Origin of the sequence: Pseudomonas brassicacearum, from assembly GCF_009601685.2 — a bacterium.
In the GTDB taxonomy this organism is placed as follows: domain Bacteria; phylum Pseudomonadota; class Gammaproteobacteria; order Pseudomonadales; family Pseudomonadaceae; genus Aquipseudomonas; species Aquipseudomonas kilonensis_B.
The window spans coordinates 3179972-3195796 of the sequence record NZ_CP045701.2 but is presented as its reverse complement, the minus strand read 5'-3'; the positions used below and the strand labels follow the sequence as shown (position 1 = coordinate 3195796).

General features: G+C 58.2%; 10 protein-coding genes and 2 pseudogenes. 2 read left to right on the top strand and 10 right to left on the bottom strand.

What is annotated here, in order from left to right; genetic code table 11:
• The 9 genes and pseudogenes from GFU70_RS13860 to GFU70_RS28745 all read right to left on the bottom strand — a co-directional run.
• Complete coding sequence (locus tag GFU70_RS13860; RefSeq protein ID WP_153388240.1) at nt 1-3204, bottom strand: efflux RND transporter permease subunit; 3204 nt, start codon at nt 3202-3204, stop codon at nt 1-3.
• A complete protein-coding gene (locus GFU70_RS13855; protein ID WP_226921133.1) occupies nt 3201-4412 on the bottom strand; it encodes an efflux RND transporter periplasmic adaptor subunit in 1212 nt (403 codons plus the stop codon). The genes GFU70_RS13860 and GFU70_RS13855 overlap by 4 nt, the downstream gene beginning before the upstream one ends.
• 102 nt (nt 4413-4514) lie before the next feature.
• Nucleotides 4515-5705, bottom strand: a complete 1191-nt coding sequence (locus GFU70_RS13850) for a cation:proton antiporter (protein ID WP_058542175.1) — start codon at nt 5703-5705, stop codon at nt 4515-4517.
• Nucleotides 5706-5789: 84 nt separating this feature from the next.
• Nucleotides 5790-6152 carry a DUF5064 family protein gene (locus tag GFU70_RS13845; RefSeq protein ID WP_058542176.1) on the bottom strand — a complete coding sequence of 121 codons (363 nt, stop codon included), beginning with the start codon at nt 6150-6152 and terminating at the stop codon, nt 5790-5792.
• A gap of 62 nt (nt 6153-6214) precedes the next feature.
• Nucleotides 6215-7144, bottom strand: a complete 930-nt coding sequence (arcC, locus tag GFU70_RS13840) for a carbamate kinase (protein WP_153388238.1) — start codon at nt 7142-7144, stop codon at nt 6215-6217.
• A gap of 71 nt (nt 7145-7215) precedes the next feature.
• A complete protein-coding gene (locus GFU70_RS13835; protein WP_058542178.1) occupies nt 7216-8226 on the bottom strand; it encodes an ornithine carbamoyltransferase in 1011 nt (336 codons plus the stop codon).
• A 79-nt stretch (nt 8227-8305) separates the two neighbouring features.
• On the bottom strand, nt 8306-9562 hold the full coding sequence (gene arcA / locus GFU70_RS13830) for an arginine deiminase (protein WP_153388237.1): 1257 nt from the start codon (nt 9560-9562) through the stop codon (nt 8306-8308).
• A 31-nt stretch (nt 9563-9593) separates the two neighbouring features.
• Nucleotides 9594-11021 carry an arginine-ornithine antiporter gene (gene arcD, locus GFU70_RS13825; protein WP_116642239.1) on the bottom strand — a complete coding sequence of 476 codons (1428 nt, stop codon included), beginning with the start codon at nt 11019-11021 and terminating at the stop codon, nt 9594-9596.
• A gap of 475 nt (nt 11022-11496) precedes the next feature.
• Nucleotides 11497-11650, bottom strand: a pseudogene (locus GFU70_RS28745) (FAD-dependent oxidoreductase); the annotation flags it as partial.
• Nucleotides 11651-12362: 712 nt separating this feature from the next.
• Here GFU70_RS28745 and istA point away from each other — a divergent pair.
• Both istA and GFU70_RS13815 read left to right on the top strand, forming a co-directional pair.
• Nucleotides 12363-13400, top strand: a pseudogene (gene istA / locus GFU70_RS13820) (IS21 family transposase); the annotation flags it as partial.
• Between the two features lie 19 nt (nt 13401-13419).
• A complete protein-coding gene (locus GFU70_RS13815) occupies nt 13420-14118 on the top strand; it encodes an ATP-binding protein (RefSeq protein ID WP_153388236.1) in 699 nt (232 codons plus the stop codon).
• A gap of 245 nt (nt 14119-14363) precedes the next feature.
• Here the strand turns inward: GFU70_RS13815 and GFU70_RS13810 are convergent, their stop codons facing one another.
• Nucleotides 14364-15740 (bottom strand): HEPN domain-containing protein, encoded by a 1377-nt coding sequence (locus tag GFU70_RS13810; protein WP_153388235.1) that lies wholly within the window; start codon nt 15738-15740, stop codon nt 14364-14366.
• Nucleotides 15741-15825: the final 85 nt, after the last annotated feature.

Here is a 15825-nt window from a genome sequence, read left to right as displayed (position 1 = left end):
TCAATCCCCCTCGTGTCTGTGCAGGGGGGCGCCCTCGGGAATCTCCCCGGGCGACGAAGGCGGCGGGGTTGCTTGTTTGACCGAGCCTTTTTTCTCAGTCAATCGTTCAACGAGGTAGTAGAACAGCGGGATGAAGAAGATGGCGATAACCGTCGCCGCGAGCATCCCGCCGATCACACCGGTACCGATGGAGTGTCGACTGTTTTCGGATGCCCCGACGGCGATGGCCAGCGGAACGCAACCCAAAATAAACGCCAGGGACGTCATCACGATAGGCCGCAAACGCTCCTTGGCGGCAGTCATTGCAGCATCGTAGGCGGACATGCCGTTTTCCCGGTTCAGTACCGCGAACTCGAAAATGAGGATGGCGTTTTTGGCCGCCAGAGCCACCAGCATGGTCAAGCCGATCTGGAAGTAGACGTCATTGCTTAACCCCCGGATCAAAACGGCAAGCAGTGCACCGAACAATGCAAAAGGCACCGCCAGCAAAACGCCGACGGGCAGGGACCATTTTTCGTACTGAGCCGCCAGGATCAGGAACACCATGATCAGTCCGAAGATGAACACCTGAGAGGAGGTCCCCCCACTTTTTTTCTCCTCGAAGGCTTCGCCACTCAAGGCCAGGGCGTAGTCGTTGGTCATGATTTCAGCGCTGATTTCTTCCAGGGCCTTGAGCGCCTGGCCGGAACTGTAGCCCGGTGCCGCATTGGCGGTGAGTTTGACCGCCGGGAAGTTGTTGAAACGGGTCAGCAGGTCGGGGCCCGTGACGTAGCGGGTGGTCAGCAGCGCTTTGAGCGGCACCATCTGAAGGTTTTTGCTGCGCACGTAAATCTGCTGCAGGTCTTCAGCCTTGAGCCGATAGTTCGGTTCAGCCTGCAAAATCACCTGCCATAGGCGGCTGAATTTGTTGAATTGAGAAACATAGAGCGAGCCGAACATGGTTTGCATGGTGCTGTAGACGTCTTCCACCGGTACACCCAGCGTCTCTGCCTTTTCCCGGTCTACGTTGACCAGCAGTTGCCGGGAAAACGCATTAAAGGTGGAAGTAATGGCGCCGAGTTCCGGGCGCTGCCTGGCTTTTGCAACAAGGCTGTCGACCACTTCAGCCAACTGTTCGACGCTGGCGTCTCCCTTACTTTGAACCCATACCTCCATGCCGCCTGTGGTGCCCAAGCCAGGGATGGATGGCGGATTGACAGGAAGAATGATGCCGCCCTGCACGGTGGAAAAGGCGTGGGCAGCTTTCTTTATCACCGCAGGAGCACTTTGTTCGAGGACGGTTTGCGAGTCTTTGTAGCGCTCCTCGAAATCCTTGAAGCCGACGAAAAAGGCTGCGGCATTGTTCTTGTTCTGCCCGTCGAGGAGGCTGTAGCCGTTAACAATGGCGACGCCCTCGACGGCCTCATCGTTCATGAAGAAGTCACTGGCGACTTTGCCCACCTCGCCGGTGCGATCCAGGCTGGCCGCGTCTGGCATGATCACGGCCCCCAGCAGATAGCCTTGGTCCTCCGGAGGCAGGAATGCACTGGGAATGCGCTGCGCCATCATCAGAATCAAAGCGATCATGCCGGCAAAGAGTAATAACGCCAGGACAAAACGCTTGATCATGAATGCCACCGAGCGCGAATAGCCCTCGGTCATGCGTTCGAAGCTGCGCTCGAACCAGCGGAAAAAAGCGTTCTTTTTTCCGTGTTGGGGCTTGAGCAGCAGGGCCGCCAGCGCCGGCGACAGGGTCAGGGCGACCAAGCCAGAGATCACCACGGAAATAGCGATAGTGATTGCGAACTGTTTATATAGCTGGCCAGTGATGCCACCCATGAAGGCCACCGGGACGAACACCGCGCACAGCACCAGTACGATAGCCACCACGGGGCCGGCCACTTCATCCATGGCGCGTTTGGCCGCCTCTTTGGGGTTCATCTTGTGTACGTGCATGTTGCGTTCGACGTTTTCGATCACGACGATGGCATCGTCCACCACGATGCCGATGGCCAATACCATACCGAACAGGGTCAGCATGTTTACGGAGAACCCCAAGGCCGACATGCCGATAAACGTACCAACAATCGAAACTGGCACCGCCAGCACCGGTATCAGCGTGGCACGCAGGCTCTGCAGGAAGATGTAAACCACCACCACCACCAGCACCAGGGCTTCGAAAAAGGTATGTATCACTTCGGAAATCGACGCACGGGTAAATGCGGTGGTGTCCATTACGATCTTGTATTCGATGCCCTCGGGAAAGGTCATTTTCATGTCTGCAAGGGTTTTGGTGACCGCTGCGGAGACATCGAGGGCGTTGGCGCCGGGTTGTTGGTATACGGCAATCAGCGTCGCCGGACGCCCCTGATAGGTGCTGCGCAACGAGTAGTCTTTCTGCCCGAGCTCGGCACGACCGATGTCTTTGAGGCGAACGATTGCAGCCCCGTCGTTGCTAGCGCGCAGGATGATGTTCTCGAACTCCGCAGGTTCGGTCAGGCGTCCCTGAGTGGTCACGGCAAAGGACTGTTCCACGGCCTGGCCCGTCGGGGATTGGCCAACACGGCCTACGGCGAATTGCTGGTTCTGATTGGTGACCGCGCTTTGTACGTCGGCGGCTGTAATCCCCAACTGGGCCATTCGATCGGGTTTGAGCCAGATCCGCATGGCGTAGTCCGGCGTGCCAAAAATACTGGCTTGGTTGGCCCCCGGAATACGCTTGATCGCATCCAGGATGTAGAGGTTGGCGTAGTTGGCGACATAGGTGCTGTCGTAGCGGTCGCCGGCCGAATAAACGGCAAGCACCATCATGAACGCCGAGGATTTCTTCTGTACCTGAATACCCTGGCTCTGCACCGCGGAGGGTAATTGCGGCAGGGCCAGATTGACCCGGTTCTGCACATCCACTTGGGCGAGAGAAGGATCAGTGCCAATCTCGAAGAATACGTTGAGGGTCATGTTGCCCGTCGCAGAGCTCGACGAGTTCATGTAGATCATGTTGTCGGCGCCGTTAACTTGCTGCTCGATAGGCGCCGCCACATTATTGGCCACGACCTGTGCATCGGCACCGGGGTAAGTCGCTGAAACTGTAATTTGCGGTGGTGTAATATCCGGGTACTGGGCGACCGGCAGTTTTGCCATCGCTACTGCGCCAGCCAGCGTGATGATGATCGAGATCACCGAAGCGAAGATGGGGCGATCAATGCAATAGTGTGAAATGCTCATGGGCTATGCCCATCGTCTTGCACCGATTTGGCAGTTGTCGGTTTCGCCGTTATCACACCTGCCTGCGCGGGGGGAGGGGGGGAGACGATGTTCAGCGGCCCTCCGGGCGTCACTCTGATCGCACCGTCGACCACTATGCGTTCCCCCGCTTGCAACCCTTTGGTGATGAACCAGTCATCGCCATGCCAGTCACCCACTTCGACAATGCGTTGCTCAGGCTTGCCTTCTGCATTGATCACCCAGACGAAGTGGCTCTTGGCACCCTCCAGAACGGCCTTTTGCGGCACCACAATGGCATTCGGCCTGGAAGCTCCGATCGCCCGCGCCCGTACGAACTGGCCGGGGCGCAGTTGGCCGTTCGGGTTGGCCACCACGACGCGGACCAGGAAGGTTCCCGTGTCCTGGCTATAAGAGGGCGCGGCAAAATTCAGGCGACCGCGGTCAGGTACCATTGAGCCGTCGGCCAGCACCACTTCTACGACAAACTCACTGCGCACAGGGAATACGAGGTGCCCGGAGGCGATCTCGTCGCGGTACTTGAGCGTCTCGTTTTCCGAAAGGCTGAAGTTGACGTAGATCGGATCCATTTGTGAGACGGTGGTCAATAGCCCGGATTCACCTGGCGTGACGTAACTGCCTTCCTGTTTTTTTGCGAAACTTGAAAGGCCGGTGAGGGGGGAGGCGATGGTGGTGTAGCTCAGATTCAACTGTTCGGTCCGAACCGCACCCTCGGCGGCAAGTACGGCGGCCCGGGTTTGACGCTCATCGCCGACGGCGTTGTCCAGGTCCATCTTGCTGACCGCATTCTGCGCCGCCAAGGGACGCACGCGCGCCAGTGTGGCTTTGGCCACTTCCCAGCGAGCCTGTTGCTGAGCCAATTGGCCTTGGGCCGACAGCAACGAAGCTTCAAACGGTTTACGGTCCATCTGGAATAGCGTTTGCCCGCTTTTGACCAGATCGCCTTCGGTGTAAAGCCGCTTCTCCAGGAAGCCGGCAACCCGTGCGCGGATCTCTACCTCGCGGGAGCTCTGTGTTTGGGCAACGAATTCGAAGGTCACCGGGGTGTTGCGCGCGGTGACCGTCATGACCGTCACATCGGGAGCTTGACGGGCGAGGGTGACAGGCTCTTTCCCGCAACCGGCAACCAGGCTTGAAACCCCTATCATAACGACGATGGGTAAGCCGAGGAGCTGTCTGACAACGTTCATGTTCCCGACCATATCCTGCCCCGTGAAGGTTGCTTGAACAAACGCGTAGCCGCCCGCTGATTACAACGTAGCACCCGCAGACGGGAGCATTTCTGACAAAAATCAATGAACACGACGAGCCAGCCGGGCAACCCATGGATTGGCACTCAAGCCATGGAGCAGCACGCTCAACAAAACGGTGCAGACTGCGGCAGCTACCAAGGTACGACTGGCTTGCAGGGGGTAGTCCAATATCATGACGGCGAAGACGATGCTTGCCAGGCCTCGTGGGCCGAACCAGCCGATGAACAGGCGGGTTTCGAAATCGAAGCGACTACCTGCAAGGCTGATCAACACAGGCAGTATGCGAATCACGGTCAGGCTGAGTACCGCATAGAGCCAGACGTTCAAGGTCAGGCTACTCCAGGCCCGAGGAATCACCAGCGCGCCAAATACGACCCAGGTCACGACCGACAACAGGCTGGCGAATTCTTCGCTGGCCTTGAGCAGGTGGTGTTTTTGCTGGGTAAACAAATAGCTGGCGAGCAACCCGCCGACGAACGCGGCGATAAACCCGCTACCGCCTAATGCTTGCGCTGTGGCAAAGCAAAGAATAGCCAAGCCGGGCAACGTCAGTTGTGACCACACAGGCGTTTGCCAATGGTGCTTTGCGGAATAACGCTGCAATGCCCAGGCGATAAGCGTAAGAGCGATACCGGCGGCTGCACCGATGCCAAGCTCCTCGACCACCAACTCCACGGCCATCGAGAGGGGAGACAGTGTTTGCTCTTCGATCAGCAGGGCCAAGAACATCAACAGCACCGGAACACAGATGCCGTCATTCAACCCGCTCTCTACGTTCAACCCTTCACGCACGGACGCAGGAACCTTGGGATTGCTCACAACGGCCTTGCCCAGCGCCGCGTCGGTGGGCGCCAGGAGGGTCGCCAGTATTGCCAGCTCCAACAGCGGTACTTGCGGAAACAGCCAGATGCCGACCAGCCAACCACTGAGCATGGTCAGTGGTAGCCCCAACAGCAACAAGCGTAGCGGCAACCCTTCGTGTGCTCTCAGAATCCTGAGGTTGGCATTGGCGGCATCGCTGAAAAGAACAATAGCCAATGTCAGCTCGGCCAGGATCCGCAGACCGTCCTTGTCAATCCGAGGTTGCAGAATACCCAGGAACGCCGGGCCGAGAATCAGACCGGCGAGCATGAACATGAGCGGACCATTAAGCAGACGCGACTCGAAACGCCCGGCAAATATGCTGTAACTCAGGAGGAAAGCGGCAAGCAGGGCTAAGTTCTGATACATAGGTCACCTGCTTGTCCAGCTTGTTGCCAGGGCAATGGCACCGTTGCCATTACGACGCGGAGCTTAAAGGCGCTGTACAGCAGGTTATTCAAGATGCTCTGGCTTGACCGGGTCCCCCGACTTCATACCCAACTGTACCCGGACATCTTCGAACACCAGGTCGTAGTTCTTGTGCATTGAACCGATAGCGCTGTACACCTTGGGTATGCCGTACATCTCTGCAATCTGGGTGACGTTGCTCCCGAAATTGTAGGCTTGATCCTTGGGCAGGAAGAATTTTTCTTCCATATCCCGGCCCTGGATACTCCCGTGCATTGTGAACAGCATGCCCCTGCCTTCCTTGGGGTCCTGGTGGACTTCATAGTCGATGTTTAGGTCGTAACTGACATCGTTCCTGTTCAGCGCGTCGCGCTTGATGTGCAGATGACCGGGTGTAAAAGTAGCCATGGTGATCTCTCCTGCAATAAAGCATTGTTTCAGGGCAGGTTTCAGGCCGTTCCCTGTTCTTTTTATTGGTAGCTGATGCCGGGTTTCGCTGTACTGATTCGGGTGCCAGCGTTGCCCTGGACGATGGCCTCGATGTCCGAAAGGGAGCCGATCACCGCGACCTTGCCAGTGTTGCGCGCGAATTCGCAGGCGGCCTGGACCTTCGGTCCCATGGAGCCGGCGGCGAAGCCGAGCTTTTCCATCTCGTCGGGGTGGGCCTGGGCGATGGCTTTCTGGGTCGGCTTGCCGAAGTCGATGAACGCGGCGTTGACGTCGGTGGCGATCACCAGCAGATCGCTTTCCAGCTGTTCGGCCAGCAACGCCGAGCACAGGTCCTTGTCGATCACCGCTTCCACGCCTTGCAGCTTGCCGTTGGCGTCGTACATCGTCGGGATGCCGCCACCGCCGGCACAGATCACGATGCTGCCTTTTTCCAGCAGCCATTTGATCGGGCGGATTTCAAAGATGCGCTTGGGCCTGGGGCTTGCGACCACGCGGCGGAACTTATCGCCGTCGGGGGCGATGGACCAGCCCTTTTGCGCCGCGAGCTTTTCTGCCTCGCTCTTGCTGTAGACCGGGCCGATGGGCTTGCTGGGTTTCTGGAAGGCCGGGTCGTTGCCATCGACTTCAACCTGGGTCAGGAGCGTGGCGAAGGGCACTTCGAAGTCCAGCAGGTTGCCCAGTTCCTGTTCGATGATGTAGCCGATCATGCCCTCGGTTTCGGCGCCGAGCACGTCCAGCGGATACGGCGAAACCGAGGTGTAGGCGGCGGCTTGCAACGACAACAGGCCCACTTGGGGGCCGTTGCCGTGCGCGATGACCAGTTCATTGCCGGCGTGAATCTTGGCGATTTGTTCGGTGGCGACGCGGATGTTGGCACGCTGGTTTTCCGCGGTCATGGGTTCACCACGGCGGAGTAGGGCGTTACCGCCCAAGGCGACGACGATACGCATGGTGCTGTCCTTTCAAAGTTGGATGATGATCGTTCCCAAGCTCTGCGTAGGAACGATCATTCTTCAAGCGCCTAGATATCCGCCAACGCCGACACCAGGATCGCCTTGATGGTGTGCATGCGGTTTTCCGCTTGCTCGAAGGCGATGTTGGCCGGCGATTCGAAGACCTCCTCGGTCACTTCCACACCATTGGCCAGGTTCGGATAACGGGCGGCGATGTCCTTGCCGACCTTGGTTTCACTGTTATGGAACGCCGGCAGGCAGTGCATGAATTTCACCCGGGGATTGCCCGAGGCTTTCATCATCTGCGCGTTGACCTGGTAGGGCAGCAATTGCTCGATGCGCTCATCCCAGGCTTCCACCGGTTCGCCCATGGACACCCAGATATCAGTGTGGATGAAGTCCACGCCCTTGACGGCTTCTTTCGGGTCTTCGGTGATGGTGAGGCGTGCGCCACTTTCGGCAGCGAAGGCCTGGCACTGGTCGATGAAGTCCTGATGCGGCCACAAGGCTTTCGGTGCGCCGATGCGCACGTCCATGCCCAGCTTGGCGCCGATCATCAGCAGCGAATTACCCATGTTGTAACGGGCATCGCCCAGGTAGGCGTAGCTGATGTCATGCAGCGGCTTGTCGCTGTGTTCGCGCATGGTCAGGGTGTCGGCGATCATTTGGGTGGGGTGGAACTCGGCGGTCAGGCCGTTGAACACCGGCACCCCGGCGAACTTGGCCAGTTCCTCGACGATCTCCTGTTCGAAGCCTCGGTATTCGATGGCGTCGAACATCCGCCCCAGGACCCGGGCGGTGTCTTTCATGCTTTCCTTGTGACCGATCTGCGACGACACCGGGTCGATGTAGGTGACGTGGGCGCCTTGGTCGTGGGCGGCGACTTCGAAGGCGCAGCGGGTGCGGGTCGAGGTTTTCTCGAAGATCAGCGCGATGTTCTTGCCTTTCAGGTGTGGACGCTCGGTGCCGGTGTATTTGGCACGCTTGAGGTCGCGGGACAGGTCCAGCAAGTAGTGCAGCTCGCGGTTGGTATGGTGCATCAGACTCAGCAGGCTGCGGTTGCGCATGTTGAACGCCATGATGTGGAACTCCTCAGGTGTAGGTTATCCCCTGGGCCGGTCTCGTAGGATGGAGAGCGTTGCCGGCCCAGGCTCAAGGTCAGTAGTCGATCGGGTCGCGGATGATCGGGCAGGTCATGCAGTGACCACCGCCACGGCCCCGGCCCAACTCGCTGGCGCTGATGGTGATGACTTCCACACCGGCCTTGCGCAGCAGGGTATTGGTGTAGGTGTTGCGGTCGTAGCCGATCACCACACCTGGTTCCATGGCCACCACGTTGTTGCCGTCGTCCCATTGCTCGCGCTCGGCGGCGAAGCTGTTGCCACCGGTTTCCACCACCCGCAGTGCCGGCAGCTTGAGGGCTGCGGCGACGGTATCGAGGAAGCTGCCTTCCTCGCGGCGCACATCGATGCCGCCGGGCTTGCTTTCGTCAGGGCGCAGGGAGAAGGCGACGATCTGGCTCACCACTTCCGGGAAAACCGTGACCAGGTCGCGGTCGCAGAAGCTGAACACGGTGTCCAGGTGCATGGCGGCGCGGGATTTCGGCAAGCCGGCGACGATCACCCGCTCTACGGCCTTGTGCTTGAACAGGTTCAGCGCCAGTTGGCCGATGGCCTGGCGGGACGAACGTTCGCCCATGCCGATCAGCACCACACCGTTGCCGATGGGCATCACGTCACCACCCTCGAGGGTGGCGTTGCCGTGATCCTGGTCCGGGTCGCCGTACCAGACCTGGAAGTCAGCCTGGGTGAACTCAGGGTGGAATTTGTAGATGGCGCTGGCCAGCAGGGTTTCCTGGCGGCGCGCCGGCCAATACATCGGGTTCAGGGTCACGCCGCCGTAGATCCAGCAGGTGGTGTCGCGGGTGAACTGGGTGTTGGGCAGCGGCGGCAGGATGAAGCTGGAGTGCCCGAGGAAGTCGCGGAACATCTGGATGGTCTTGCCACCGAAGCTGTCCGGCAGGTCATCGGCCGAGACGCCGCCGATCAGGAATTCGGCGATATGGCGTGGCTCCAGGCTGCGCAGCCACGAACCGACTTCATTCACCAGGCCCAGGCCCACCGAGTTGGCGGTGATCTTGCGCTGCAGGATCCAGTCCAGGGCTTCGGGGATGGCGACGATGTCGGTCAGCAGGTTGTGCATTTCCAGTACGTCGATGTCACGCTCGCGCATCTTGGTGACGAAATCGAAATGATCGCGCTTGGCCTGGTTGACCCAGATCACATCGTCGAACAGCAACTCGTCGCAGTTGTTCGGGGTCAGCCGCTGGTGGGCCAAGCCTGGGGAACACACCATGACTTTACGTAATTTTCCGGCTTCGGAATGCACGCCGTATTTCACTTTTTCCGTGGTCATTACAAATCCTCCAGTTAGGACAATCAGCCAACTACAAGGTCAGGAAGCCGTCGTAGAGCCCATAGGCCGCCACCAGGGCGCCTGCGACCACTGCGGCGAAAATCAGCTTCTCGACAGAGGTGAAAATCGGTTTGCCCAGCTCGCGCTTGGCCTTGGCGAACAGGATCGCGCCGGGGGCATAGAGCAGGGCGGAGAGCAGCAGGTACTTGATCCCGCCGGCATACAGCAGCCACACCGCGTAGATCAGGGCGATGGCACCGATGGCCAGGTCCTTGCGGCGCTCGGCCAGGGCGTTTTGATAGGTTTCACCGCGTACCGCCAGCAACACTGCATAGGCCGCCGACCACAGGTACGGCACCAGGATCATCGAAGTGGCGAGGTAGATCAGTGACAGGTAGGTACTGGCCGAGAACAAGGTGATGACCAGAAACAGCTGGACCATCGCGTTGGTCAGCCACAGGGCGTTGGCCGGTACGTGGTTGGCGTTTTCCCGGCGCAGGAACTCGGGCATGGTGTGGTCCTTGGCTGCGGCGAACATGATCTCGGCACACAGCAATACCCAGGACAGCAGGGCTCCGAGCAGCGAAATGATCAGGCCGACGCTGATCAGCACCGCGCCCCAGTGCCCCACGACATGCTCCAGCACGGCGGCCATGGATGGGTTCTGCAACTTCGCCAGTTCAGGCTGGGTCATGATGCCCAGGGACAGCACGTTCACCAGCACCAGGAACAGCAGCACGGTGATGAAGCCGATGACGGTTGCCTTGCCCACGTCGGTGCGTTTCTCGGCGCGGGCGGAAAAAATACTCGCGCCCTCGATGCCGATGAACACCCACACCGTGACCAGCATCATGTTGCGCACCTGGTTCAGCACGCTGCCCAGGTCTGGGTTCTTCAGGCCCCAGATGTCGGCGGTGAAGATATCGAGCTTGAAGGCGAACACCGCGATCAGCACGAACAGCACCAGCGGCACGACCTTGGCGACGGTGGTTACCAGGTTGATGAATGCGGCTTCCTTGATGCCGCGCAGCACCAGCCAATGCACCGCCCACAACAATACCGAGGCGCCAATCACCGCGGCTACGGTGTTGCCCTCGCCAAAAATCGGGAAGAAGTAGCCCAAGGTGCTGAACAACAACACGAAATAACCGACGTTGCCCAGCCAGGCGCTGATCCAGTAGCCCCAAGCGGACGAGAACCCCATGTAGTCGCCGAACCCAGCCTTGGCGTAGGCATACACACCGCCGTCCAGATCGGGTTTGCGGTTGGCCAGGGTCTGGAATACGAAGGCCAGGGTCAGCATGCCGACGGCGGTGATGGCCCAGCCGATGAGCACGGCACCAACATCGGCACTGGCGGCCATGTTTTGTGGCAAGGAAAAGATTCCACCGCCGATCATTGAGCCGACCACCAGAGCAACCAGTGCACCGAGTTTTAGCTTTACGGGGGATTCAGACATGAATAACTCCAAATGCAGGAGAAGAGATAGGCAGGTTGGATTCGTTCACCGTGGAGCCATCTGATTTAAATCAATGTATGGTCAGATTCCATGACTGACTGAAATCAGCGTTGGGGAAGATCAGCATGACTCTTCAGCAGGCGCCGACGGGTGTAGCTGTTCGATGACGGAAGCGGAAATTACTGTGTGAAAAAGCCTGCACAAGGTCTCAACTAAGCTGCTCTTTGAGTACACATAATGTATATTATGTTAAACGACGTGTTTAGTCCTTGCCCTTAACGCAGTTAGCGGCACCTAAAGCTCTCCGAACTAATTCAGGGGGTAACGTGTGAAGTAAAATATCGGATTTCCAGAAGGCGCATCAAAAATCAGATGTCAGTTCGCGAATACGCTCTCGGCATTCACCTGTAGCGCCGATCCTCGAGAACCGGTAGTAATAGAGGCCGACTTTCTAGTCGCACAGCGGCAGGTTTTACGGCATCAGCTCGGCCGCGCGTTCCAGTGACGACGGATCGGCGGCGATGATGTAACTGCCGGCAGGCAGTACTTTGCCGCTGAGTTGCTGTTCGAAGTTCGTCCAGGTGCGCGTTCCACCCGAGCACCAGACTACTGGCGCGCACGGTGCCGGTTTGATTTCAAAGAAAGAGCAATTCGTGGAAGAGGCAAAGCGTCTGGGTGGCAGAATAACTGCGAATCAGCGTCGTTTTATGAAAGCAGCGAAGACGCTGGGGAAGGAGCTTGAACCAGCGGGGATTATGGCCGGTTCGATGCAGAGCTCGGAGTAGTCGTACAGTCAGCGACTAGCTTCCCTGAAAATCTGCGTAGGATGTAGAGCGCTCTCTCATGAAAATCGTCATCACCTAAGCCCTATCGCCCTTCCCTCACCTAAGGATAAAAGGCCGCGGGTCACCACACTGAAAGTCCAGACAATGCGCAAGCGAACGAGATCTCTGACACCCTACAGATCTTAACTCCAAAAACGGGATTTGAGCGAAGACGTACTCAATGTAGCGAATCCCTCGAGTCCATGGCAGGTGTTCCACGCCCGCCATGGCTAACAAGCACCAACGAAGCTGTGTTATGGCGATAAGACAGCGCCATACCCTCTCTTAGAACCAGCCCTTTCAAGGTCTTTTGACTTTAGCGGCCTTGAGCACCCGATCCGTCGACACGTGGGCATTCGCGGCTTTGCCTTCCAGCCACTCTTTGGGTTTAGGCACCTTCGGGCCCCGTTTGCTCTTGGCGACGGCTTTGGGTAAGACGTTTTTCGCCAGTGTTAATAAGTACGGTGCGGATTCCACGCGCACTTGGACACCCACTCCACGAACACTTGGACAGTGATTCCACGCCGTCTTCGGCGCGTCCAGCTACACCTTTGCCGAGGCCACCTGGTCGCAGAAACTGCCCGACTGGCTAGGCTCGCACGTGCGCTGCTTCGCCTTTTTCGGCGGTACATCGCAGATCCTGGTACCGGACAATCTGCGCAGCGGCGTTACCAAAGCGCATCGTTACGAGCCTGACATCAATCCCAGTTACCGCGACCTGGCCGAGCATTACGGCGTGGCCGTATTGCCTGCCAGATCCCGCAAGCCTCGGGACAAAGCCAAGGTCGAAGTCGGCGTGCAAGTGGTCGAGCGCTGGATCCTGGCAGTGCTGCGCAACCGCCAGTTCTTCTCGCTGGGCGAACTCAACACGGCAATTGGACTGCTGCTGGATCGACTCAATCAGAAACCCTTCAAGAAGCTGCCCGGCTCACGCCGGTCGGTCTTCGAGACCATCGACCAACCCGCGCTGCAACCGCTGCCGGAACACCCGTACGTCTACGCCGAATGGAAAAAGGTACGAGTACACATCGACTACCACGTCGAGGTCGACGGCCATTACTACTCGGTGCCGTATCAGCTGGTGAAGCACCAACTCGAAGTGCGGTTGACGGCGCAGACCGTTGAATGCTTCCACGCCAATCAGCGCGTGGCCAGCCATCTGCGCTCGGCACATAAAGGCCGCCACACCACCCAAACCGAGCACATGCCCAAGAGCCACCGCGAACATGCCGAGTGGACACCGCAACGGCTGATCCGCTGGGCCGAGCAGACCGGCCCGAACACGGCTGGCGTCATCGCCCACATCCTCGAACGCCGAATCCATCCGCAGCACGGCTTCCGCGCCTGCCTGGGCATCCTGCGCTTGAGCAAACAGCACGGCGAAGAGCGGCTGGAAGCCGCTTGCCAGCGTGCGCTGGCGCTGGGCGCATGCAGTTACAAAAGCCTCGAATCGATCCTGCGCCAAGGCTTGGAACGGCTGCCGCTGACCCAGCAAAACCTGCCACTGCTGCCCGAAGAGCACATCAACCTGCGTGGCCCCGACTACTACCACTGACCTGAAAAGGAGCATCAAGATGCTACCCAACCCGACTCTGGACAAGCTGCAAACCCTGCGGCTGCACGGCATGATCAAAGCGCTGAGCGAGCAGCACGCAACGCCCGACATCAGCGATCTCAGCTTCGACGAACGCCTTGGCCTGATGGTCGACCGCGAACTGACCGAGCGTGAAGATGCTCGGCTGACCACTCGCCTCAAATCCGCGAGACTACGCCACAACGCCTGCTTGGAAGATATCGATTACCGCAGCCCACGCGGCCTGGACAAGGCCCTGATCCTGCAACTCGGTAGCGGCCAATGGCTGCGTGACGGCCTGAACCTGATCATCGGCGGCCCGACAGGCGTAGGCAAAACTCTGCGTCTGCCTCGCTTGATGGAAGAACTGGGCCTGGCCCACGGCGACGGTCGCTTCGCCAAACTCATGGCGGGTTATGCCAAGACCGATCTGCTGATCCTGGACGACTGGGGCCTTGCACCGTTTACCGCCGCGCAGCGGCGCGACATGCTGGAACTGCTGGACGACCGTTACGGAAACCGCTCGACGCTGGTGACCAGCCAGATGCCGGTGGATAAGTGGCATGCGCTGATCGGTGATCCGACCTTGGGCGATGCGATCCTCGACCGGCTGGTGCACAACGCTTACCGCATCGAACTGAAGGGCGAATCGATGCGCAGGCGCGCAACGAAATTGACTGCAACCGGGACTTCAGACTAACAATGCGAACCTGCGTCGCTGCGCTCCGACTGCCTGTCCAAATGATCGTGGGCTAAGTGTCCAAGTGTCGTGGAATCCGCACGAAACCAGCGTAACGGCGAACTGAGCATTCGAATCGCCATTTACCCGTGGCTCTATCAACGGGCTAACCTTGACGGGCTAGCGCCCCGACCGCTAGCCACGCAGTTGGTCCCAAAGAAGTAATTCGCTCTCGGGATCGACCGTTCAAGGCGAGCGCCGGAAGGTCATTCCGCGTTAGCAATCAGATGGTTAGCTGAGCGCATCAATCGTGATAGATTCGGTTGTCTTACTAGCTTGATCGCCTCCTCAGTTGGCATACCCAAGCGCGTCAACAGGCATAGTGTAAACAGCACTCGTAGCTGAAGAATCAGGGCCACAAGCGGGGCGCCCTTCAACGCCTTTTTTTCACCTTTCTCGTCATAGTGGGCATGATAATTACGCGTGTTTCTGGTGTCTTTCACCATCTGCCCGATAGCAGCATTTCCACCGAAGACATCAACGAAAGGCTCCAGCAGGGTGTTCAAACGATCGCCAAGAGTCAGCTCGTTGGCAAAGCACAGTCGCTGCTTTACCCACTCCTGATCAGCTTCAGGCGCCCCAGATACAATGGCATCTAGCTTTTTGCGGAACTCATCCTGGGGCCAGCGATGGCCAGGCCTTGTTCTTCGGTGAAACGCCTCCAACGCCTGGGCAATCGCTAAAAATTTTGTATCGTTGTACGCCAGGCTTTCGTCTTGCACAGCGAAGAAGTGGTGAAGCGCCGGCATTAGCGTGTCGTAGTCCACCAGCCATGCCTGCAGCAAGGGAGTAAATTGTTCGATGATTTGTGAGTATGGAAGCAGCATCAGCTGTCCAGGTCTTTTTTTAGCCAACGTGCCGCTGTTCAAGCTTTGAAAGTAGACTTCTTGCCTTTCTTTCTTGCCGTCCTCCCCTGTGGAACTGACACGTAACGAGTGGATGGCGATTGGGTGGCCAACGCACAGGGCTAGGAATCGAGTGATTTTGTGCGAAAGAGAGATAAAGAAGTTGAGCGCTTTCGGGGAGTCGGCCTTGATGGTCATGTAGGCTTGCTGCCGCAGCTCCGTGACCGGAAAGTTCACCCTGCCAGGGAAGGTTGCTTTCATTCCAATCTCAAGTCTTGAGTCGTCATGCAGCTTGCATTCAAATGGCTCGGACAATTTGAAGTCGATCGTCCAGTCTGAAAGATCAGCACCAATTCGGGGCTTGAACACCGATTTTCCATACCACTCACTGAGCTCTTCCACAGCAAACTCAAGCTCATCGAACAGGCATTCTTCAGGCATTCCCATGCCGATAAATGCAATCCGGGCGGAAATCAATGATGTTGAGGCTCCTCCACCGAGGGAGGGATTCATCTTCTCGTAGGAGCACTCCTCAAGCGTCATATATCCGCCCTCGATCTTGCCGATTAGCCGACCTATGAACATCTCGTCCAAGGAGACGAATGCGTTTTCGTCTGCGGTGAGATGCAGCTCAATCCGTCCCCCATCAAGAACTTTCAATGTCCCGGGATACCGCTTCTCAGGATCAGCGGGCGAGAAGAAAAATCCATTCTTAACGATAGGTTCAAGGACTCGCACATTGCTCTCCTAGCAGATCAATCACCTTTAAAGTCAGACCTCTGACTGGGCTTTCTTATGTGTGCAGGGTAAGCCTGTCCTGCTG

What these genes read in the sequence shown, in the direction of transcription:
- GFU70_RS13860 (WP_153388240.1), bottom strand. Translation starts at nt 3,204, where the DNA reads ATGAGCATTTCACACTATTGCATTGATCGCCCCATCTTCGCTTCGGTG.
- GFU70_RS13855 (WP_226921133.1), bottom strand. Translation starts at nt 4,412, where the DNA reads ATGAACGTTGTCAGACAGCTCCTCGGCTTACCCATCGTCGTTATGATA.
- GFU70_RS13850 (WP_058542175.1), bottom strand. Translation starts at nt 5,705, where the DNA reads ATGTATCAGAACTTAGCCCTGCTTGCCGCTTTCCTCCTGAGTTACAGC.
- GFU70_RS13845 (WP_058542176.1), bottom strand. Translation starts at nt 6,152, where the DNA reads ATGGCTACTTTTACACCCGGTCATCTGCACATCAAGCGCGACGCGCTG.
- arcC (WP_153388238.1), bottom strand. Translation starts at nt 7,144, where the DNA reads ATGCGTATCGTCGTCGCCTTGGGCGGTAACGCCCTACTCCGCCGTGGT.
- GFU70_RS13835 (WP_058542178.1), bottom strand. Translation starts at nt 8,226, where the DNA reads ATGGCGTTCAACATGCGCAACCGCAGCCTGCTGAGTCTGATGCACCAT.
- arcA (WP_153388237.1), bottom strand. Translation starts at nt 9,562, where the DNA reads ATGACCACGGAAAAAGTGAAATACGGCGTGCATTCCGAAGCCGGAAAA.
- arcD (WP_116642239.1), bottom strand. Translation starts at nt 11,021, where the DNA reads ATGTCTGAATCCCCCGTAAAGCTAAAACTCGGTGCACTGGTTGCTCTG.
- GFU70_RS13815 (WP_153388236.1), top strand. Translation starts at nt 13,420, where the DNA reads ATGCTACCCAACCCGACTCTGGACAAGCTGCAAACCCTGCGGCTGCAC.